Here is a 19,017-nt window from a genome sequence, read left to right as displayed (position 1 = left end):
TTACTTGTCATCAACATCGTTCTCAAGGTGCAGGGGAAAATGCAAACTGTATCTGATTAGCCCGTCTTGCAAAGCAGTAACCGTGGCACTGCCTCCATGCAGCGTCATAATGGCCTTCACGATAGCCAGGCCCAGGCCGCTGGATTCGGTGTATTCACTGCGTGACTTATCGCCGCGGTAAAAGCGGTTGAACGTACGGTTCATCTGTTCCTGCGACATCGGCTCAGCGTAATTTTCGACAATAACAGTCGAACCTTGCTGGTCCGCGTGAGCGCCAAGCCGGATGGTTGTGCCGAATTCTCCGTAACGGATAGCATTGATCACCAGATTGTTAACGGCCCGTCGCCACATGACGACATTGGCGTTGCCTGTGCCATTTGCATCGACGTTAAAACGCATGTTGCGTTCCTCGGCGATTCCCTCGAAATAATCGGCAATTTTCATGAGTTCGTCGACAAGAACCAATGGCGTGCGCTCGACCGTCAGCGCGGCGTGATCGGCATGCGCCAGGAAAAGAATGTTTTCGACAATACGCGACAAGCGCGTCAATTCCTCCAGGTTCGACTCAAGCACCTGTTCGTATTCGTCAGGAAGCCTGCTCTGGCCCAGAGTAACCTGGGTCTGCCCCATCAATATGTTGACCGGAGTTCGTATTTCGTGGGCCAGGTCTGCTGAAAATTGCGACAGGTGTTCATAGCCCGCCTCAAGCCGGTCAAGCATGGCGTTGACTGCGCCGGCAAGCTGGCGCAACTCCGTTGGCGCGTCCTCTTCGCGCAAACGCGCACTCAAATTGGCCGGCGTAATTTCTGCTGCCCTATGACTCATCGCCGCCAGTGGCATTAGTCCGCGTTTTAAAATGAGAAAACCCAGCAGTGTCGTCAGAATGGCGGCTAGGGCGATTGCACTGATCACGCGTAGCAAATAAGCCGATAACATTTTCGATTCTTGTGTCATTACGTAGGCGGCTGTAATTTCTACAATGCCGCCATGATTGCCCACCTGGGCAAGCGCGGACACCCACCGCACACGCACGCCATCACTACGGGTGCCATTGCGCAAGGAAGCGATTGTCAATGGACCGCCAATGGCAACAGGCGTCATCTGGGGCGGCGTCATATTGTCGGGATTAACGTAAATAAAAGGGGCTTCACCCTGGCGCTGGAAAATGCGCACGTCCTTTTCGTTGCCCAGCATGCTTTCAAATAGAGCAGGACGCTCTTCCATTTGCCTGAGGTTATACAGATCGTGCAGCAAGTTGCGAAAACGCTCTACGCGGCCTGTGAGCGTATAGTCTGCGCGGGTCTCCAGAGCATGTTTGGCCGATGAATACAGGTACATGCCCAGGCCCGATACAACCACGCAGGCGATAAAGGCGAACAGTACGGTTGCCCGGAAGGTCAGCGAACGCAATTGCCAATGCTTCAAGGCTGCTCCGAAAACATATAGCCGATGCTGCGCACGGTATGGATCAGTTTTCGCTCGAACGGGGCGTCAATCTTTGCTCGCAAGCGCTTGATGGCGACGTCCACCACATTCGTGTCGCTGTCGAAATTCATGTCCCAGACTTGCGACGCAATAACCGTACGAGACAAAGCTTCGCCTTGCCGCCTAACCAGCAAGTGCAGTAGCATGAACTCCTTATTGGTAAGAACGATGTTGACCCCTTGACGGGTTACTTTATGCCGTACGGGATCTAATTGCAGATCTGCAAGTTGAAAAATTTCAGAATCTCGCACCACCCCGCGACGCAATAAGGTGCGCACCCGCAGCACCAGCTCGATAAATGAAAACGGCTTGACCAGATAGTCGTCTGCACCCAGTTGCAGGCCACGGATGCGATCGTCAACATGATCGCGCGCGGTCAGGAATATAACGGGCACATCGCGTTCGCTGCGCAGGGCATCCATCACCTGCCAGCCGTCTTTCCCAGGCAACATGACGTCCAGTATCACCAGATCATAAGCCTGCTCCCGTGCCAAATGCAGACCATCAATACCGTTGCGGGCCACATCTACTGTATAGCCCGATTCGCGTAAACCCTTTTTAAGGTAATCGCCGGTTTTCGGATCGTCTTCAATGACAAGAATGGCCATACTGAGTTCCAAGACAGTGGTTGAAACATTCTAACAATTCGCCCCGTCCGATTCATGACAAAACTGTCATCAATATGCCATTCGACGGACATGGTGAAGCCCCTACCATGGCAGAAAACAAGCTCATGTCAATTAAAGGAAGATGCTTTTATGCGTATTACGCAGATAAACGCACTACACATGCACGCAGCAAGGCAGGTCGGTGTCGGCCTGTGCCTATGTTTGGCCAGTGCATACGCCAGCGCCCATGGGGCGCATCATCAGGGCCCCACAGCATCTGCGATGTCAACCCCTGCAACTGCTCCAGCGAGCCCACCCCCCTTTATCGCCAGCACTGCCAAGCCGTTCGCCGAGTTGATGAGTGATGCCATGGCCGTCATGGATTATGGCATGCAGCAAGCGCCGATGAACGGGCAAAGCGAACATGACTTCATCACAATGATGATGCCGCATCACCAGGGTGCGGTGGACATGGCCCGGGCCGTGTTGCTTTACACCAAAGACCCGGAAATCAGGAACTTGGCGCTGGGGATCATCACTGAACAGCAAAACGAAATTCACGTCATGCAGGCATGGCTGGAACATCACCCCAACGGGCTGGGAAAGTAGCCCTTCAAATTCCTTTCTCTAGTCAACTATCAAGGTGAACTCAATATGAAAAATATTTCCACCATTTTCGCTGCCGCCGCTACGGCCCTGTATGTGAATGCTGCTTGGGCATTACCCTCGGCGCAGGACCGCGTGTACACCGCCGATCAGAACAGCAATACGGTATCGGTAATTAACCCATCAACCAACACACTGGTCGGCCAGATACGGCTTGGAAACCAACGACCGGACTTGCTCTCGCCGCTGTACAAAGGGCAAATCAACGTACACGGGCTGGGATTTTCGCCTGATCACAAAACATTGATTGTAATTTCGAACGGTTCGAATTCGGTAAGTTTTATCGATACCGCTACCAATAAAGTCAAGGGCACGACTTACATCGGCCGCTCACCCCATGAAGGTTTCTTTACCGCCGACGGCAAAGAGGTGTGGGTGGTAGTGCGCGGCGAGGATTACATATCGGTGATCGACCCGAATACGTTCAAGGAAACCCGTCGTATTCAGACCGATGTAGGCCCCGGCATGGTGCTGTTCCATCCCAATGGAAAACTGGCGTTTGTCGTGTCCAGTTTCACACCGAAAGTCGATGTCATCGACGTGAAATCCCACAAGATCGTCAAAAAAATCGATGTTATCAGCCCTTTTTCGCCGTTCCTTCAGTTCACTCCAGACCACGGCGAGATCTGGATGACACATAAAGATGTCGGCAAGATCACCCGCATTGACACGAAAACACTCGAAGTAATCGGTGTGTTTGATGCCGGCTTCATTACCAATCACCTTGCCTTTGCCAAGACAGGGGGCAAAGTATATGCGTATGTCACCGTGGGGGGCGAGAACGCAGTAAAAGTATTTACGACTGACAAGCCGACAAAATTGGTCGCAACCATTTCCACCGGCCCCTTACCGCATGGGATATGGACGTCCGATGACAGCAGTCGCATCTATGTTGGGCTGGAAAATGGCGATGCCGTGGACGTTATCGATCCGTCAAAAAACCAGGTCGTTGCACACGTCCCGGTTGGCCAGGCGCCCCAGGCGCTGGTCTACGTGTCGCATGTGGTGAAAAAGGGCGATGACGCATCCAACCTGGTTCCACGGGTGAACAACGATCCCGTCAATATTCGTCTGAAACCTGTTGCCGGTGACGCTCGCGGTTTTGTTGTGTCACGCAACCTCGGTGTGGTCGATGCTCTCGAGGTTTCACTCTTCAAGCTGAAGCCGCAGACCGTCTACAGTGTTTATCTGAATGACCAAAAGGTGGCTGTCGCTAGTTTCAAAACCAACGAAAAAGGCATGGCCAATGGCACCATGATCGGGCCGCTGAGAGATCTGGCTAAGCCAGGCTCGGATGCTGCTGCTCCGACGAATCGCATCGTCGTGATGGAGGGAAACGCTCCGGCCGATGCGAGCAAGGCGGTATTGGTCAATTCGTTGTAATTTGGCAAAGGCAGGGCGGGAGTAACGCCCTGTTTCGTGGTGGACCTTCCTCTGGACTACTGGCTTGGACATTCTGCCCTTAACCATTCTGCTTGCCACAGCGGGCGATCGAGTTAACCTAGGAAGCATCTGCGCAGACAATTTAACGGCTCGCTTCACATCGGGCTCATTCGCTCACGGAGTTCCATGCGTATTTTTCGAAGCGTTGGTCCAACTCCGTGTGAAAAAGATGATTCCCATAGTTACTGATCGTTTTAACTGCAATCGCCAGAATAATCTCGAGCACGTGCCGTTCGGCATAGCCGGCGGCGATAAATGCCTGCAGGTCCTCGTCGGTAGGACGTCCACGCGATTCGACCATCAACTGGGTGAAGCGGGATAAGGTCCCCAATTTTTGATCTTCGAGAGGTTGGCCTGCGCGTAACGCAGCGATGATTTGTGCTGGTGTTTTAGAGACGACTTCGGCAATCATGCTGTGTGCGGCCATACAATAAGTACATTCGTTCACGCGACTGATCGTGAGCAGCACCACTTCCTGTTCCGCAGGTGTAAAGCCAGATTCTTTGCGAAACAGGTTGTAGCCAAATAGGTAAGTCTCCAGCAAGCCAGCGGAATTTGCCATCTTGGCATACATATTGGGGATCATGCCTGTTTGCTTGAAAGCCGTATTGAGCGCTTCTTTGGCTCTGCCTTCGGACGTTTCCAGAGATTGCGCGGGTAGGCTGAGTGTTGCGACATTTTCCATAATGAATTCCTGATGACGTGGTAAATGTAAATTGGGCTTTTTAGTCCAGTAGTAAAAATCTGAGTACGTTTTAAGCAAGGGTAAAGGGGCGTCTAGAACCCTATCTACCGTTGCCGAGCATGCGCTGGCGAATCAGCCAATCGATAGACAGCTTACCTGGCCCCCGCGCCAGGAGCACCAGTAACATGGCCGCCCATTGAATGTGGGTCGGCCAGGCCTGCGGGTAAACAAACACCTCGATGATCGCTGTCATCCCGAGCATGACAGCGGCCGCCGGCCGTGTCGCCAGGCCAAGCACCAGCAAGATGGGCGTTGTCAGTTCGATTGATACGGCCAGGTAAGCCGCGAGCTCCGGGGGCAGGATCGGCACCCGGTATTCGTCGGTGAACAGAGCTATCGCCGTGTCCCAACTGGCGAGCTTGGTCATGGCCGAGTTCCAGAATACCGTGGCCATGGCCAGCCGCAACGGAATCGCAAGGAAGGTATACGGGATGCACTCCAGCCAGCCCAGGGCACGCGTGAATAAAGCAACGGCCCATCCGCATTTGGGGGAAATAATTTGATCGTTCATGGCAACCTCATTGACGGTTGGGACGAGCCGGGGTGATGAGCCAGGTCGAAACTCACAAAGCACCCCTGCGTGAGCATATTGGCCAATATCGTCGGCGCGTCGATTCCGGGGTGATCATCAAGCGCAAGGCCGAGTGGACATCCAGAGCACAATGCGTCGACGAAATGCCAGGGGGCTTCGTCCAGGCGAAGCACATCCACGCCCGACGAACCGCGCTGAATGATAAGCCAGGCGGGACCCGTCGCAAGGTCGATGGCCGCCAGGGCCGCGTCGCCACCGTCGAGCACTGCGCGCCAGATCACGTCGGCGGGAAAGGCCGTGTGGACCAGGCCAACGGATGGGTGCGGCACGAAACGGATGTGCGCGTGATCGGTAGCGTCCACCGAGCTCAGGCGAGCCATGGCGAGCGATTCTGCGTCGGGAGCATGGAGGGCTTGGCAGACGGCCCACTCGAGCCGCGCAACGTCGGCCAAATAGGGTACGGAAGCGGCGGGCGCAAACCCTTCGAGAAAGTCCGCGAAATCGCCTCCGAACTCGTCCAGGTAGCTGCTTTGGGGTGGCCGCCGGACGATGAATTCGTGTGCGGAAGCGTCGAAGAACTCTTGACCCACCAGCCGATCAACGGCGGGATAGGATAGGCGCAAGGCACGAGTCAAGGTTTGGGTGAAGGTGTTCCGATAGACGGACAGCCGTTCTTGCGCAGGAATCCCGTTGGCGACGATGTGCGCAACAGTGTTGGCGTCGTCGCGTTCGACGACGCTGCGTCGCATGGCGCATTGCAGTTCACGCAGGGATGGCATGATCGGTCCTGTTTTCCGGCAACCGGGACAGATAGCGGTTCGCCTGGCCGGCTTCGCCGAGCAGTTCGTCCAGCGGCGGTATATGGGTATCCCACTCGATCAGCGTCGGGACGGGGCCAAAACGAGCCAGTGCTTCCTCGTATAAGTCCCATACGGCAGGGCACACGCGTGAACCATGGTCGTCGATGCGAAGCGTAGCCCCGGAACTCAACGTTGCAATGGAGTGGCCCGCCAGGTGGATCTCGCCGATGGCGGCGGGCGGCAAGGCACGCAGATAAGCCGATGCATCCCAACCGTGGTTTTGGGCGCTGACGAAAATGTTATTGACGTCGCAGAGGATCCCGCAGCCGGTGCGCGCCGCGACATTGGCCATGAACTCCCATTCAGGGATGATCGAATGGCTGAATTGCAGATAGGTCGATGGATTTTCGATCAGTATTTTTCGGCCAAGGTGTGTCTGCGCTTGGTCGATATGGCGGCAAACAACGTCAAGCGCTTCCTGGGTCATGGGCAAGGGCAAGAGGTCGGCAAGATACGTTTGTCCGATTACGCTCCACGAGAGGTGTTCAGAGACTAGAGCCGGCTCGAAGCGCTCGACGATGCGATCGAGCCGATCAAGATGCGCGCGATCGAGTTCGTCGGCGCTGCCCAGCGACAGCCCCACACCGTGAAATGAGATCGGATAGTCGCGGCGCAAGGCTTCCAGATAACGCAGCGGGGTTCCGCCTCCCATGTAATTTTCGGCGTGCACTTCCAGCCACCCGATCGAGGGACGTGTATCCACAAACTCCTGGTGGTGCGGGAAACGCAGCCCAACCCCTGCGACAGGAGGCAGGGGGCTGGGCGTTACACGAATGTTGGTGCAAGGCTGGCTCATATCCGCGGCGATGGATGATCAGGCTGGTTTTACGCTGCCGCCGGCGATCTTGCCGCAAACCCCTGCCGGCAAGAGTACAAACGACTTGCTGTCTCGCGCCTGAGTCGCCTGCCCAGCGCACGAGTGCGCCCCTTCCGCGCAGTCGTTCTTGGCCACGGCGTTAATGCCATAGCATTTTTCCAGATGGTTTTTTGCCATCCTTTGCATGTTTTCCTTGACGATGGGCGGCATTTTGGACATGTCCTTCATGCCCTGGGCGCTTACCGTAGTGCCCGATAAGGCAAACGACGCCAACCCCATTGCGGCGGAAAGGGCGGTGCTGGCGAGAATATGATTGTTCATGGTGAAGCCTCCTGACGTAATATGGCCTCTCGATGAGACCGGTATTAACTATTCGCTGGCGAACGCAAAAGGTTACACCGCGACAGGGTGCGTATTTCGCAGGGCGATTCAAGAAGAATCAGCGATAAGGGCGCGCAGTTCGGGCAGGGATCAGAGCATTTCGAAACACTGTCAAAATCGCCGTAAGCAATAGCACGCTGCCGAATTGCCACACAATAACCATTAATGCGGCGTCCTCCATGTGAAAGAGCCGCAGGGCCGCATTGGCGAGTGCGGCCGCTGCCAGGCTGCCCCACAAGAGTGCTTGAAAGGAGTGCAAGCGGGCGCCTCGCCGAATTGCCACCACCATCGCCAGCGCAGGGACTGCGCTAATCATTGCGATTCCTGGCAGACACATCCAATCCGCACGAAATTCCATTCCGCTGGCGCCTGAATGCATCCATTCACTCCAGCATTGACGTCCCAGCATTGATATCCACAGCAATACGGGGACAATGGGCGCCCAGCGCTTCCAACGCGGCTCGCCGGGAATGCCCGCCACCAATGCGGCCCAGGCAGCGACAAGCGCTACCGCCAAGGAAGCCAGTTCTTGCCTCAGGAACAAGGGGTCGGCCATTTTGGTCCCGATATCAGGGCGGACCCCCATCATGGCGACGATGAGGGCCGCAGTCGGGATCGACAGCATGAGCCATCCGGCAAGACGCCAAATCGGCGGCAAAAGACGTCGAACCGGTTTCAGGTCCAACGTGATCGTCTCGATAAGTTCTTCAGTGTTCATATCACTTTGCCGCGGTTAACCGCGCTCGCAAGGTTTTCAGCGCTCGATGCGTTGCGACCTTGAGCGCTGCGATGCTTGTCCCGGTTGCCGCCGACGCTTCCTTTAGCGACATTTCCTTTTGTTTGAGCAGTTCAATCGCTTGCTGCTGGCCCGGTGGGAGCATTGCGATTGCCTTATGTAAAGTCTCATGGTCCGCCGAATCATATAGGTTATTCGTCGCTTCTGCGGTGAAAGTTACATCCAGCGTGTCCATGGCAATTTCCCGGCGATTTGTTCGAGTGCGCCTCCTGACGGCATCGACGGTTCGACGCTGCAACAAGGTCAGCAGCCATGGGTGGAACGCGCGACCCGGGTCATAGGTATGTCGAACGGCGTGAACCGTCAGCAGCGTTTCCTGGACGATGTCTTCTATATCTGCTGAACTGCCCGATGGCCAGCCTCGCCGGGCCGCTCGGCGCAACAAAGGCGTAATCTCGCGCAATAGCCGCGTATAGCTATTTTGATCGCCATTTTGGGCCGCCGTCATCAGCAACGCCCAACGCGAATCGTCCTGGTCTTGATGTCCCACGCGATCTTCCTTACTTTTCGCTTTTGGCGTAAGTGCGCGCTATCTGCCGAAGTACATCCAATTGCCGGCCGAAATTCCGGCATCCGGAGCACATTGTTACATGGATTTTCAACGACATACCTTCCTTTAATGATAGCGCACGCTCTTGCGATTGCGAGAGCGGACGCGTCGCTTTGCGGCAATTCAGCATGATTGTTCTCCCTCAATAAACCAATGATTCTCCAGGCACTCGCGCAGGCGCAAACGAGCTCGGTGCAACATGACATTCAGGTTGCTCGTCGTAATGCCGACCGTTGCGCAGATCTCGTGTGAATCGAGTTCAATAAACTCGCGCATCATGAATACGCGTGCCTGATTGCCAGGCAAGTGGTCCAGGCAAGCTTCAAAGACTCGCCAGAATTGGCTTTCTCGAAACGATTCCTCGGGGTTGGTCCAGGCGGCGGGACGTTGACTCCTTTGCCAGAAGCCTTTGGCGTTAAATAGTGCGGCAAGGCCATCTTCGCCGTCGTCTTCGAGCAAGAGGCTGCTGGTGTGGGCCAGGCGCTGCTTTTGCCGCAGTGCGTCGGCGATTTTGTTTTTGAGGATCGCGAATACCCACGTTTTCAGTGCGGCTCGTCCGCGAAATGAATCGGCATTTTTGAGTGCTCCGAGCAGTGCTTCCTGCACAGCGTCTTCGGCCAGATTACTGTCCGAAAATTGCAAGGCGGCGAATTTGAGCATTTGCCGGCGCAAGCTTTTCAGAAATTCGGCGTCCGACAGGAGCGAGGCGTTTTTTGGATCGGGTTCCGAATTATTCGGCTTTAATGTTTTACCCATCTATTTTCCTCGCTATATTTCTTTTTCGAATAACTCGATACGCTGCTGTCTCTGTCGTTGCGTGCCCCCGAATTCTTACACTTTACACCTGCTCTTTCGCGACTTGTCCCTGAACGGCACGGCTTCTCGCGATGAACCGCCCCTTTGTGGTCACGCGTTCCAAGGGGCCGTATCATCCTGGAACGGGTTTTACACAACCCTGGCCGAGTTTATGGCTGCTTTTCCAGCCTCGTGATGGTATAGGTGCCATTGATGTCTTCCAGCCGAAACCTGATTTTTTCTCCCTCTTTGGCCCGATCGACCATCGCGGCGTCTTTGGCTTTGTAGGCCATGGTCATCGGCGGCATCCCGATGTTTTTGAGCTCGCCATGCTGAATCGTTACCATCCCGGCTTGTCGATCTACCTTTTGGACCACCCCATCGGCCAGAGCGGCGTCCGTGGGTCCGGCCGGTTTTGTTGAACCCATATTCATACCCATATTCATGTCCTTGCCCATGCTCATGTTGCCGGCATTCCCACTCATATCCATCTTCATGCCGCCAGCCGCATAGGCCGCGGTTCCTAGTCCGAATGCCAGGCCTGCTGCGATTGAAAGAGTCATCAATTTATTCATAAAGCTTCTCCAAAGTAAAAGTGTCGGCATTTGCGTGCCGGGGATGCGTCGTGTTATTGACGAATTGATCGAGGGTGTTCGATACGCCGTCGCTGCAACAAATACCAGGCGGCTGGAATCACGACCATCGAGAGGATGGGTGCCGTCACCATGCCGCCTATCATGGGCGCGGCGATCCGTTGCATGACTTCGGATCCGGTGCCTTGACCTAACATGATGGGAAAGAGCCCACCCAGAACGACCGCCACGGTCATGGCTTTGGGGCGAACGCGAAGCACGGCTCCTTCACGAATTGCTTCCAGAAGGAGTGATTCGGTGAATGGTTTGCCAGCTTGTAGCCGACTGTCTAGTGCGTTTTTCAGATAGAGCAGCATCACGACGCCGAACTCGGCTGAAACACCCACGAGCGCTATAAACCCTACTGCGGTAGCCACCGAGATGGCTTGGCCAAGAATCCAAATCAGCCAGAAGCCTCCGACCAACGCGAACGGCACGGTGAGCATCAATAGCAGCGCATCGGCTGCCGAGTTGAAGGTCAGAAACAGAAGGACAAAGATGAGGCCGAGCGTCATGGGAATGACCGTTCGCAGCTTCGCTTCGGCCCGTTGCAAATACTCGAACTGGCCGGACCAGGCAATCGAATAGCCAGCCGGCAATACCACTTTCTCGGCGACGGCTTGCTGCATGGCTTTGACCGCCGTCGAGAGGTCGGTGTTGTGGATATCAACGTAAACGTACCCGGTCAGTCGGGCATTTTCGCTGCGTATCATGGGGGGGCCATCGGAAATCTTCAGATCCGCAACGTCGCCAAGCAGGATTTGGGCTCCTTTGTCGGTGACAATGGGAATCTGGCGCAACTTTTCCAGCGAGTCTCGTATTTCGCGCGGGTATCGGACGTTGATGGGGAAGCGTTCACGGCCGTCGATTACCTCGCCCACGTTCTCGCCGCCCACCGCGGAGGACACGACCGATTGGATGTCCGTAATAGCCAGCCCGTAGCGAGCCGCTGAAAGGCGGTTGATGTCGACGTCGATGTAGTGGCCGCCATTCAGGCGTTCAGCCAACGCCGAGGTGACGCCCGGCACGTGTTTTACCGCCGCCTCGACTTGTGTCGCGATTTTATCGATTTGCGTCAAATCGCCTCCAGAAATCTTGACGCCGACCGGTGTTTTAATCCCGGTCGATAGCATGTCCAGGCGGTTCCGAATAGGAGGCACCCAAACGTTCGTCAAACCTGGCACTTTGACGGTTCGGTCCAGTTCGGCAATCAGCTTTTTGGGCGTCATGCCGGGGCGCCACTGGTCGCGCGGCTTGAACTGAATGGTGGTCTCGAACATTTCGAGCGGCGCCGGGTCCGTCGCGGTGTCCGCACGGCCGGACTTGCCAAATACGGTTGCCACTTCCGGGACAGTCTTGATTAGACGGTCTGTCTGCTGCAAGAGTTCGGTGGCCTTTTGTACAGAGATCCCGGGCAGCGCCGTGGGCATATACAAAAGGTCGCCTTCATCCATCGCGGGCATGAATTCACTACCCAGGCGCGATACGGGAACCAAAGTCACTATCAATGCGACCAGCGCCAGCCCGATGACCGCCCAGGGGCGCCGAAGCGTGATCTCGAGCAAGGGCCGGTATAGCCAGATCAGTACGCGGCTGATGGGGTTGGACATTTCGCTGGGAATATGGCCGCGAATGAAATAGCCCATGAGCACGGGCACGAGCGTGACTGAAATCCCCGCCGCGGCCGCAATCGAGTAGGTTTTCGTGAAGGCGAGCGGTGCGAACAGCTTGCCTTCTTGCCCTTCGAGCGAAAATACAGGGATGAACGATAGCGCAATAATGAGTAGCGAAAAGAAAAGAGCCGGCCCCACCTCGGCCGTTGACTTGGCCATGAGTTCCCATCGTTGGGCCGCCGTAATCGGCGCATCGGGGTGCTCGTGCTCATACGCTTCCAGATGTTTATGGGCGTTTTCTATCATTACGATGACGGCGTCTATCATCGCGCCAATTGCAATGGCAATCCCGCTCAGCGACATGATGTTGGCGTTGATGCCTTGATAGCGCATTACAATGAACGCGGCCAATATTCCCAGCGGCAGCGAGAAAATGGCCACCAGGGCGCTTCGCAGGTGAAATAGAAATAGGGCGCAGATAAGCCCAACAATAATGAATTCTTCGATCAGCTTGTCCGTGAGATTGTTCACCGCCCGTTTGATCAACTGCGAGCGGTCGTAGGTCGTGACCACTTCAACGCCGGGAGGCAGGGACTTTTTCAAGTCGGCGAGCTTGGCTTTCACCGCGTTGATGGTGGTTAGCGCATTTTTTCCGGAACGCATCACAATCACGCCGCCGGCGACTTCGCCTTCGCCGTTGAGCTCGGCCACGCCCCGGCGCATCTCCGGCCCAATCTGTATGCGGGCCACATCGCCCAGCAAGACGGGTGTTCCCGTCTTGTCCGTACGAAGTACGACGTTTCTGAAGTCCTCCAGGGAATGCAGGTACCCCGAAGAGCGCACCATATACTCTGACTCGGCCAATTCGACCACAGAGCCGCCGGATTCCTGGTTGGCTTTGCCCAGCGCCTCACGGACGGTCGCCAGGGTGATCCCATAGGCGCGCAGCTTGTCCGGATCCACCACTACCTGGTACTGACGCACCATGCCGCCAATGGAAGCGACCTCCGAGACGTCCGGCACCGCTTTGAGCTCGAACTTCAGGAACCAGTCGTTAAGCGCCCTGAGCTGCCCCAGATCGTGTTTGCCCGTGCGGTCCACGAGCGCGTATTCGTAGATCCAGCCTACTCCGGTGGCGTCCGGCCCAAGAGAAACTGTGGCTCCCTGGGGAAGCCGGCTTTGTACTTGATTGAGGTACTCGAGCACCCTGGAGCGAGCCCAGTATTGGTCGGTATTGTCGTCGAAAAGGACGTAAACGAACGCGTCTCCAAATGAGGAATACGCCCGGATGGTTTTGGCGCCGGGCACGCCAAGCAAGGTGGTGGTCAGGGGATACGTGACCTGGTCTTCGACCACTTGCGGGGCCCTGCCCGGGTAGGACGCCTTGATGATGACTTGGGTGTCGGATAGATCCGGCAATGCGTCGACGGGTGTGTGAAGAAGAGAGATGACACCCCAAGCGGCCATGAAGGCGGTCGCCAACAGCACCAGGAACCGGTTATAGATAGACCAGCGAATGAGGCGCGCAATCATTGTGCGCCTCCCGCGATGGGCTCGACGGTGGTCAGTTGGTATCCATTGCCCGACGATTTAAAGATAAAGCGAACCGTCTGGCCAACTTTCACATCCGGGAACGAAGCCGGGGAGGGCTTGCCGAACGTCATGGTCATCGCGGGCCAGTGCAGAGCGGGGACGGGCCGATGCGAGAAGGTCATGTCATTCGGTGTGATTTGCTTCACTATACCGGTTGTCTGGTAGCTTGGGGCCGAAGCTGCCGGAGGCGAGGCGGCTGGAGCGCTTACACCACCAGGCGCATTGCCTTCCAGCTTGGGGAAGACGGATTTCAGGCTGGCTTCCGAGTCGATCAAGAACTGGCCGGAGGCCACGACCTGCTGTCCTTCTGTCAATCCGCCCAATATTTCGGTGCCGTTACCGACATCGTCGCCGATCGTGACCTGAACGGGCTGTAGCCGGCCATCGCTGTTCTTGACGATCACCACAGATCGTTTGCCTGTCGTGATCACTGCCTCGGAGGGGACGAGCAGGCGTGAAACGGCTTTCTCCGCGCTGATATGGGCTCGCATCAGCATTCCCGGTGTCATTCTGAAGCCGGGATTGTCGATTTCGAGGCGGGCCTGGAGCGTGCGGCTGGTCGCGCTGATTCCCGGCAGGATTTCGCGGATATGTCCGGTAAAGTGCTGGGTCGAGTCGCCCGCAAATACCGCATTGACGCCCATGCCGGGGCGAACCTGCAAAGCCATCGATTCGGGGACTTCGACCACGAGCCACAGTTTGCTCAAACCCGCTACCTTGGCCAGCGTCTGGCCCGGCGTCACCATGGCGCCGTTGCGCACATTGAGCTCGGTGAGCACGCCCGTTTCCGGCGCGCGCAGAATAAGGTGGCTTTGCGCCTTGTTCGTTCGATCGAGCGCTTTGATGATGTCCTCGGGGATCGACATGGCCCGCATGCGCGAGCGGGATGCCGACAGCAAGTCTTGGCCGGCGTGGCCATGCTTGAGGGCGAGATACTCCTCTTGCGGCGCAAGCCAGTCGGGAACAAACAAGGAGGCAATCGGAGCGCCCTTGGCGACCCGCTGCATCGGGGCGTTAGCGTACAAGCGGTCGATGTAGCCCGTTACCCGGGACTGGATCACATCGGCTTGCGACTCGTCTAACTGAGTCGTGCCCACGGCATCGAACCCTTCTTTCGTTTCTTGTCGTTTTGCCGTCGCGTAACGGATGCCCAAATTCTGCTGGAGCGACGGATCGACTTTGATGCCGCTGGCCCCGCCTTCGTCCGCATAGACGGGCTGGAGCGGCATATCCATGAAGGGCGATTTTCCGGGCTTGTCGAAATGCTGGCTCGGAACCATTGGGTCGTGCCAGTACAGAATTTTTCGATCCGTTTTGGAGGCTTCCTTGCCATCAATGGTGGCAGCCATTGCGGACTCCTGCAGCAGGGCGCTACGGGTATGTCGAGACCCCACCGCGTAGCCGGCGCCGGCCAACACTGCCGTCACAAAGAGCGCGACCAATGCGCGCATCCAGTTAGTTTGTCGCATGTCTTTTCCTTATTGGCCGAACTGGCTATTTTTCGGGATGACTTGGTATTCAAGCCGGGCCCAAATCTGTGCCACGTCGCGTTCAAGATCTACGATCTGAAGTTGGGCATCGAGCTGTGTGCGCCTTGCATTAAACACATTGCTCAGTGAGCCCGTGCCTGCTTTGTAGGCGGCGGTAGCCAGCCGGACTTGCTGGTCGGTTGCCGGCAAGAGGGTGCGCTTGAACTGAGCAATCCGTTCTCGCCCATTGACCAGCGAGGTGGATAAGTTTTGAATATTCGCCTGAATTTGGCGTATGGCGTCCCGGTACATAAAACGCGCCTTGTTGCCCAGGGCCGCTTTTTCAGCCACATCCCGGTCCTGTCGATTGGCCCGGGAAATGGGCAGGGGAATGCTCACCCCTATGGACACCATGTTTGAGTATTGGCTACCCCGCTGCTGATAGGTCACTCCCCACGTCCAGTTCGGCGTTCGGTTGCTGCTGGCCACGGCCGTGTCCGCATCCGCCATGGAAATGTCGCGCCTGGCGACGATAAGCTCAGGTTGAACCTGGTAGAGCTCTTCGAGCGAAAGGGATGAAACATGGGATTCAAGCGCTGGTATATCGCCGGCGACGTCGGTCACCGGCGAGGCGACCCATCGGCCGAGCACAATCAGCGCGGAGTGCAAGGTCTGCTGCGCCTTAAGCATCTGGTCTTCAGCCTGAGACCGCATGATTTGCGCTTGCGTCACTTCACCCGCGCTGGCCCTCGCGCCACGGTAAGAGGCACGGGTCGCGGCAAGCTCATGGGTCATGTGGTTCACCAAGGCTTTCGAGAGCTTGAGCGCGCGTTGTGCATACGCCGCATCGAGCCACGCGATCGCCGTCTGCTGTCGCGTGTTCGCCACTTGCACCAAATAGGCCGCCCGCTCCTTGTCGACTACACGGCTTGCAAGGTTGGATCGACGCTCGCGTTTGTCCGAAGACACCCATTCCTGTTCGATGCCAACGTAGCGCGTGGTCATGAAATCCTGGGTGAGTGAGTAGCGCTGCGGCCCATTGATCGGCAGGTTGTCGATGCCGGCTTTAAGGACAGGGTCGGGTAATTGATCCGCCTTGACGGCGGCATTGGAGCTGGCCAGCACCGACGATTGACTCGCTTGTAGGGCGGCCGAGCGATTCGTGGCCTGGTAAAGTGCCGTCTCCAGCGTCAGGCCAACATCCTGGCCATAAGCGGTTGCGCTGGCGAGCGTTAATAACACGCATAGAACACGGGTGCGCGTCAGGGCGCGCTGCGATGCGAGCGCGCGTAGTGATTGAAACATGATTCACTCCGGATAATCGAACGAAAACAAGGCGTGGCGGTAGCCGCAACCTTGGCAACGGGAATCGGAGTCAGGTCAAATGCGCAGTCTGAGCGTCAAGAGAAAGAGCGTGTCGTCGCTGCCGCCCGAGTCTGGGGAAGAGTCGGGAGCGGCCGGTTGCCACATGGGCGAGGGGGGAGGGGGAGGAAGGGCGTAGGCAAAGAAAAGAACGGGTTCGGACGCGAGCGATTGCGCCACGGCGTTGGTGACTTGCCGTTGATCCGAAAAATGTTGTGCGCAAAGATTCGGCTGCGCGGCATCGATCATTTTCGAATGATCATTTGATTGAACGCAGTCGGTGCCTTCCATTGGCGCCGAGGCTGCCGCCTGTAATTGCGGCAATGGGCAGACGTAGCTTGCCAGCGCCAGGCGCGAAAACAAGAGTGTTATGAGCAACACTAAAATCAACGATCGATGGGCACTGGGGCGCAAGAAATACATGGTTGGCCGGAAACGGATTGTGTGCATTAAGCGTGGGTCGAATGCTGCACTCTAAACCATCCAACGGCGGGAATGTCAAGCGTTGTCAAACATGTTGTCGAAAATACTTTTCCTCATCCCGCGCAACACGAAAGCTGCTTCACATTCTTGGTAAAGGTTTGTGCCGCAAGTTTTAGCCCCTCGACCATCGTCAAATAGGGGAACAATTGGTCGGCGAGTTCCTGCACCGTCATGCGATTGCGTATAGCGAGCACCGCGGTCTGGATCAGTTCGCCCGCTTCCGGGGCTACCGCCTGCACCCCGATCAGGCGGCCTGAACGTGCCTCGACGACCAGCTTGATGAAGCCGCGAGTGTCGAAGTTGGCGAGCGCGCGCGGGACGTTATCCAGTGTCAGTAGGCGGCTGTCGGTCTCGATCCCGTCGCGATGCGCTTGCGCCTCGCTGACGCCTACGGTGGCAATCTGCGGGTCAGTGAATACGACCGCTGGCATTGCGGTCAGATCGAGCGTGGCGTCGCCGCCGGTCATGTTGATCGCCGCGCGGGTGCCGGCGGCCGCAGCCACATAAACGAATTGCGGCTGGTCGGTGCAGTCGCCGGCGGCATAAATGCGTGGGGTGCTGGTGCGCATGCCTTTGTCTATGACGATGGCCCCTCGCGCGTTGGCGGCGACACGCGCCGCTTCGAGGTCCAGGCCCCGTGTGTTGGGCACACGGCCTGTGGCGATCAGCAGCTTGTCGGCGCGGACTTCTCCGTGGCACGTGGTCAGGATAAATTCACCGTCTGCATAGACGACCTGGCTGGCCTGGGTCTGATTCAGCACTTCGATGCCCTCTATGCCGAAGGCTGCCGTGATGGCCTCGCCGATGGCGGGGTCTTCGCGGAAGAACAGGGTGTTGCGCGCCAGGATCGTGACCCGGCTGCCCAGCCGGGCGAACGCTTGCGCCAGCTCGACCGCCACCACCGATGAGCCGATGACAGCCAGGCGCTCGGGGATGGTGTCGCTCGCCAACGCCTCGGTCGACGTCCAGTAGGGCGTGTCTTTCAAGCCGGCGATGGGCGGAAGCGATGGACTGGCGCCTGTGGCGATCAGGCAGTGGTCGAATGTCACCACGCACTCTCCGCCTTCGGCCAGGCGTACGGCCAGGCTGCGATCGTTCTTGAAGCTGGCCTCGCCCCGCAGCAACCGGATGTTCGCACTGGTGTCGAGAATGCCCTCATACTTGGCGTGGCGCAGTTCGTCGACGCGGGCCTGCTGCTGGGTCAGCAGTTTGCCGTGGTTAATTGCAGGCGTCGTCGCCGCAATGCCTCCATCGAACGGGCTTTTGCGGCGCAGATGGGCGATGTGGGCGGCTCGAATCATGATCTTGGACGGTACGCAGCCGGTATTGACGCAGGTGCCGCCGATGGTTCCCCGCTCGATGACCGTAACGTAGGCACCGAGCTCAGCCGCCTTCAGCGCCGCCGCCATCGCTGCCCCTCCCGTGCCGATGACGGCGATATGCAGCTCGCCTTCAACGCCGCCTGATTTGGCGCGCGGTGGCGCAAGTGCGGCAACGCCCATGATAGTGTTCCTTGGCTTGGTTTGGAGATTCACTGTTTGGCGCTGGACGGATAGCCCGCGTTCTCGGTCGCCTTGGTCAGCGTCTGCACGCTAGTCATGGCATCATCGAAGGTGACGACAGCTTCACGTTTGTCGAAAATGACGTTGATCTTGCTCACGCCTTCGACTTTGGAGAGCGCCGTCTTGACGGTGAGCGGGCACGCGACGCAGGTCATGCCCGGCACCGACAGGGTAACGGTCTTCGTGGCCGCCCAGGTCGGGGCGGCGACGAGCGTGGCCAATGTGAACAATGTCAACAGCTTTTTCATCATGAGCTCCTGATTAATAGAAAAATGGCACGACATAGGGAAAACCGACCGCGACCATGATCAGCACGACCACGATCCAGAAGATGAGTTTGTAAGCTGATCGGGCCTGCGGGATCGCGCAAACCTCACTTGGCTCGCACGTTCGCGCCGGCCGGAAAATGCGTCGCCAGGCGAAAAACATCGCTATTAGCGCCGCGCCAATGAAAATTGGGCGGTAGGGTTCCAGCACGGTTAAATTTCCGATCCAGGCCCCACTGAACCCCAGGGCGACCAGAACCAGAGGACCTAAACAGCACGTGGAGGCGAGGAGGGCAGCCAGCCCGCCAGTGAAGAGGGCGCCACGCCCATTTTTGGGGTTCGACATGTGTTTGTCCTTT

At 57.2% G+C, this 19,017-nt stretch carries 20 protein-coding genes and 1 pseudogene; 2 read left to right on the top strand and 19 right to left on the bottom strand.

The window, feature by feature from the left end; translation table 11 throughout:
- Positions 1–1,425, bottom strand: coding sequence for a heavy metal sensor histidine kinase (locus EDC26_RS03430; protein WP_132579853.1), 1,425 nt, complete (start codon positions 1,423–1,425; stop codon positions 1–3).
- On the bottom strand, positions 1,422–2,093 hold the full coding sequence (locus EDC26_RS03425) for a heavy metal response regulator transcription factor (protein ID WP_132579852.1): 672 nt from the start codon (positions 2,091–2,093) through the stop codon (positions 1,422–1,424). The genes EDC26_RS03430 and EDC26_RS03425 overlap by 4 nt, the downstream gene beginning before the upstream one ends.
- A gap of 150 nt (positions 2,094–2,243) precedes the next feature.
- Between EDC26_RS03425 and EDC26_RS03420 the strand changes: the two genes are divergently transcribed.
- Both EDC26_RS03420 and EDC26_RS03415 read left to right on the top strand, forming a co-directional pair.
- Complete coding sequence (locus tag EDC26_RS03420) at positions 2,244–2,702, top strand: DUF305 domain-containing protein (protein WP_425012231.1); 459 nt, start codon at positions 2,244–2,246, stop codon at positions 2,700–2,702.
- Between the two features lie 45 nt (positions 2,703–2,747).
- Positions 2,748–4,142 carry a YncE family protein gene (locus EDC26_RS03415; RefSeq protein ID WP_132579851.1) on the top strand — a complete coding sequence of 465 codons (1,395 nt, stop codon included), beginning with the start codon at positions 2,748–2,750 and terminating at the stop codon, positions 4,140–4,142.
- A 166-nt stretch (positions 4,143–4,308) separates the two neighbouring features.
- Here the strand turns inward: EDC26_RS03415 and EDC26_RS03410 are convergent, their stop codons facing one another.
- The 17 genes and pseudogenes from EDC26_RS03410 to merT form a co-directional block, all read right to left on the bottom strand.
- A complete protein-coding gene (locus EDC26_RS03410) occupies positions 4,309–4,887 on the bottom strand; it encodes a carboxymuconolactone decarboxylase family protein (protein ID WP_132579850.1) in 579 nt (192 codons plus the stop codon).
- 100 nt (positions 4,888–4,987) lie between these two features.
- The gene (locus EDC26_RS03405) at positions 4,988–5,458 is read right to left on the bottom strand and encodes a DoxX family protein (RefSeq protein WP_132579849.1); all 471 of its coding nucleotides are present in this window, start codon (positions 5,456–5,458) and stop codon (positions 4,988–4,990) included.
- A complete protein-coding gene (locus EDC26_RS03400) occupies positions 5,455–6,258 on the bottom strand; it encodes an HvfC/BufC N-terminal domain-containing protein (protein ID WP_132579848.1) in 804 nt (267 codons plus the stop codon). The genes EDC26_RS03405 and EDC26_RS03400 overlap by 4 nt, the downstream gene beginning before the upstream one ends.
- On the bottom strand, positions 6,242–7,135 hold the full coding sequence (bufB, locus tag EDC26_RS03395) for an MNIO family bufferin maturase (protein WP_132579847.1): 894 nt from the start codon (positions 7,133–7,135) through the stop codon (positions 6,242–6,244). The genes EDC26_RS03400 and bufB overlap by 17 nt, the downstream gene beginning before the upstream one ends.
- 18 nt (positions 7,136–7,153) lie before the next feature.
- A complete protein-coding gene (locus EDC26_RS03390) occupies positions 7,154–7,477 on the bottom strand; it encodes a BufA1 family periplasmic bufferin-type metallophore (protein WP_132579846.1) in 324 nt (107 codons plus the stop codon).
- 118 nt (positions 7,478–7,595) lie between these two features.
- Positions 7,596–8,255, bottom strand: coding sequence for an NrsF family protein (locus tag EDC26_RS03385; protein ID WP_132579845.1), 660 nt, complete (start codon positions 8,253–8,255; stop codon positions 7,596–7,598).
- Position 8,256: 1 nt separating this feature from the next.
- Positions 8,257–8,823, bottom strand: coding sequence for a sigma-70 family RNA polymerase sigma factor (locus EDC26_RS03380; protein WP_132579844.1), 567 nt, complete (start codon positions 8,821–8,823; stop codon positions 8,257–8,259).
- A gap of 10 nt (positions 8,824–8,833) precedes the next feature.
- On the bottom strand, positions 8,834–9,013 hold the full coding sequence (locus EDC26_RS20620; RefSeq protein ID WP_132579843.1) for an anti-sigma factor family protein: 180 nt from the start codon (positions 9,011–9,013) through the stop codon (positions 8,834–8,836).
- Positions 9,007–9,639: an RNA polymerase factor sigma-70 gene (locus tag EDC26_RS03370; RefSeq protein ID WP_132579842.1), complete on the bottom strand. Its 633-nt coding sequence runs from the start codon at positions 9,637–9,639 to the stop codon at positions 9,007–9,009. Before EDC26_RS03370 ends, EDC26_RS20620 begins: the two co-directional genes overlap by 7 nt.
- A 209-nt stretch (positions 9,640–9,848) precedes the next feature.
- Complete coding sequence (locus EDC26_RS03365) at positions 9,849–10,253, bottom strand: copper-binding protein (protein WP_132579841.1); 405 nt, start codon at positions 10,251–10,253, stop codon at positions 9,849–9,851.
- Positions 10,254–10,306: 53 nt separating this feature from the next.
- Complete coding sequence (locus EDC26_RS03360) at positions 10,307–13,456, bottom strand: efflux RND transporter permease subunit (protein WP_132579840.1); 3,150 nt, start codon at positions 13,454–13,456, stop codon at positions 10,307–10,309.
- A complete protein-coding gene (locus tag EDC26_RS03355) occupies positions 13,453–14,985 on the bottom strand; it encodes an efflux RND transporter periplasmic adaptor subunit (protein ID WP_132579839.1) in 1,533 nt (510 codons plus the stop codon). Before EDC26_RS03355 ends, EDC26_RS03360 begins: the two co-directional genes overlap by 4 nt.
- A 9-nt stretch (positions 14,986–14,994) precedes the next feature.
- Positions 14,995–16,290 (bottom strand): TolC family protein, encoded by a 1,296-nt coding sequence (locus EDC26_RS03350; protein WP_132579838.1) that lies wholly within the window; start codon positions 16,288–16,290, stop codon positions 14,995–14,997.
- Positions 16,291–16,365: 75 nt separating this feature from the next.
- Positions 16,366–16,728: a hypothetical protein gene (locus tag EDC26_RS03345; protein ID WP_165930897.1), complete on the bottom strand. Its 363-nt coding sequence runs from the start codon at positions 16,726–16,728 to the stop codon at positions 16,366–16,368.
- Positions 16,729–16,883: 155 nt separating this feature from the next.
- Positions 16,884–18,275 (bottom strand): annotated as a pseudogene (gene merA, locus EDC26_RS03340) (mercury(II) reductase); the annotation flags it as partial.
- Between the two features lie 86 nt (positions 18,276–18,361).
- On the bottom strand, positions 18,362–18,640 hold the full coding sequence (gene merP, locus EDC26_RS03335) for a mercury resistance system periplasmic binding protein MerP (protein WP_132580099.1): 279 nt from the start codon (positions 18,638–18,640) through the stop codon (positions 18,362–18,364).
- Positions 18,641–18,653: 13 nt separating this feature from the next.
- Positions 18,654–19,004, bottom strand: coding sequence for a mercuric ion transporter MerT (gene merT, locus EDC26_RS03330; protein ID WP_132579836.1), 351 nt, complete (start codon positions 19,002–19,004; stop codon positions 18,654–18,656).
- Positions 19,005–19,017: the final 13 nt, after the last annotated feature.

The organism is Paralcaligenes ureilyticus (assembly GCF_004346225.1).
GTDB classification, from domain to species: Bacteria; Pseudomonadota; Gammaproteobacteria; order Burkholderiales; family Burkholderiaceae_B; genus Paralcaligenes; species Paralcaligenes ureilyticus.
The sequence above is the reverse complement of the archived record's forward strand: the minus strand, read 5'-3'. Positions and strand labels throughout refer to the sequence as shown.

What these genes read in the sequence shown, in the direction of transcription:
- EDC26_RS03425 (WP_132579852.1), bottom strand. Translation starts at nt 2,093, where the DNA reads ATGGCCATTCTTGTCATTGAAGACGATCCGAAAACCGGCGATTACCTT.
- EDC26_RS03420 (WP_425012231.1), top strand. Translation starts at nt 2,244, where the DNA reads ATGCGTATTACGCAGATAAACGCACTACACATGCACGCAGCAAGGCAG.
- EDC26_RS03415 (WP_132579851.1), top strand. Translation starts at nt 2,748, where the DNA reads ATGAAAAATATTTCCACCATTTTCGCTGCCGCCGCTACGGCCCTGTAT.
- EDC26_RS03410 (WP_132579850.1), bottom strand. Translation starts at nt 4,887, where the DNA reads ATGGAAAATGTCGCAACACTCAGCCTACCCGCGCAATCTCTGGAAACG.
- EDC26_RS03405 (WP_132579849.1), bottom strand. Translation starts at nt 5,458, where the DNA reads ATGAACGATCAAATTATTTCCCCCAAATGCGGATGGGCCGTTGCTTTA.
- EDC26_RS03400 (WP_132579848.1), bottom strand. Translation starts at nt 6,258, where the DNA reads ATGCCATCCCTGCGTGAACTGCAATGCGCCATGCGACGCAGCGTCGTC.
- bufB (WP_132579847.1), bottom strand. Translation starts at nt 7,135, where the DNA reads ATGAGCCAGCCTTGCACCAACATTCGTGTAACGCCCAGCCCCCTGCCT.
- EDC26_RS03390 (WP_132579846.1), bottom strand. Translation starts at nt 7,477, where the DNA reads ATGAACAATCATATTCTCGCCAGCACCGCCCTTTCCGCCGCAATGGGG.
- EDC26_RS03385 (WP_132579845.1), bottom strand. Translation starts at nt 8,255, where the DNA reads ATGAACACTGAAGAACTTATCGAGACGATCACGTTGGACCTGAAACCG.
- EDC26_RS20620 (WP_132579843.1), bottom strand. Translation starts at nt 9,013, where the DNA reads ATGCTGAATTGCCGCAAAGCGACGCGTCCGCTCTCGCAATCGCAAGAG.
- EDC26_RS03370 (WP_132579842.1), bottom strand. Translation starts at nt 9,639, where the DNA reads ATGGGTAAAACATTAAAGCCGAATAATTCGGAACCCGATCCAAAAAAC.
- EDC26_RS03365 (WP_132579841.1), bottom strand. Translation starts at nt 10,253, where the DNA reads ATGAATAAATTGATGACTCTTTCAATCGCAGCAGGCCTGGCATTCGGA.
- EDC26_RS03360 (WP_132579840.1), bottom strand. Translation starts at nt 13,456, where the DNA reads ATGATTGCGCGCCTCATTCGCTGGTCTATCTATAACCGGTTCCTGGTG.
- EDC26_RS03355 (WP_132579839.1), bottom strand. Translation starts at nt 14,985, where the DNA reads ATGCGACAAACTAACTGGATGCGCGCATTGGTCGCGCTCTTTGTGACG.
- EDC26_RS03350 (WP_132579838.1), bottom strand. Translation starts at nt 16,290, where the DNA reads ATGTTTCAATCACTACGCGCGCTCGCATCGCAGCGCGCCCTGACGCGC.
- merP (WP_132580099.1), bottom strand. Translation starts at nt 18,640, where the DNA reads ATGAAAAAGCTGTTGACATTGTTCACATTGGCCACGCTCGTCGCCGCC.
- merT (WP_132579836.1), bottom strand. Translation starts at nt 19,004, where the DNA reads ATGTCGAACCCCAAAAATGGGCGTGGCGCCCTCTTCACTGGCGGGCTG.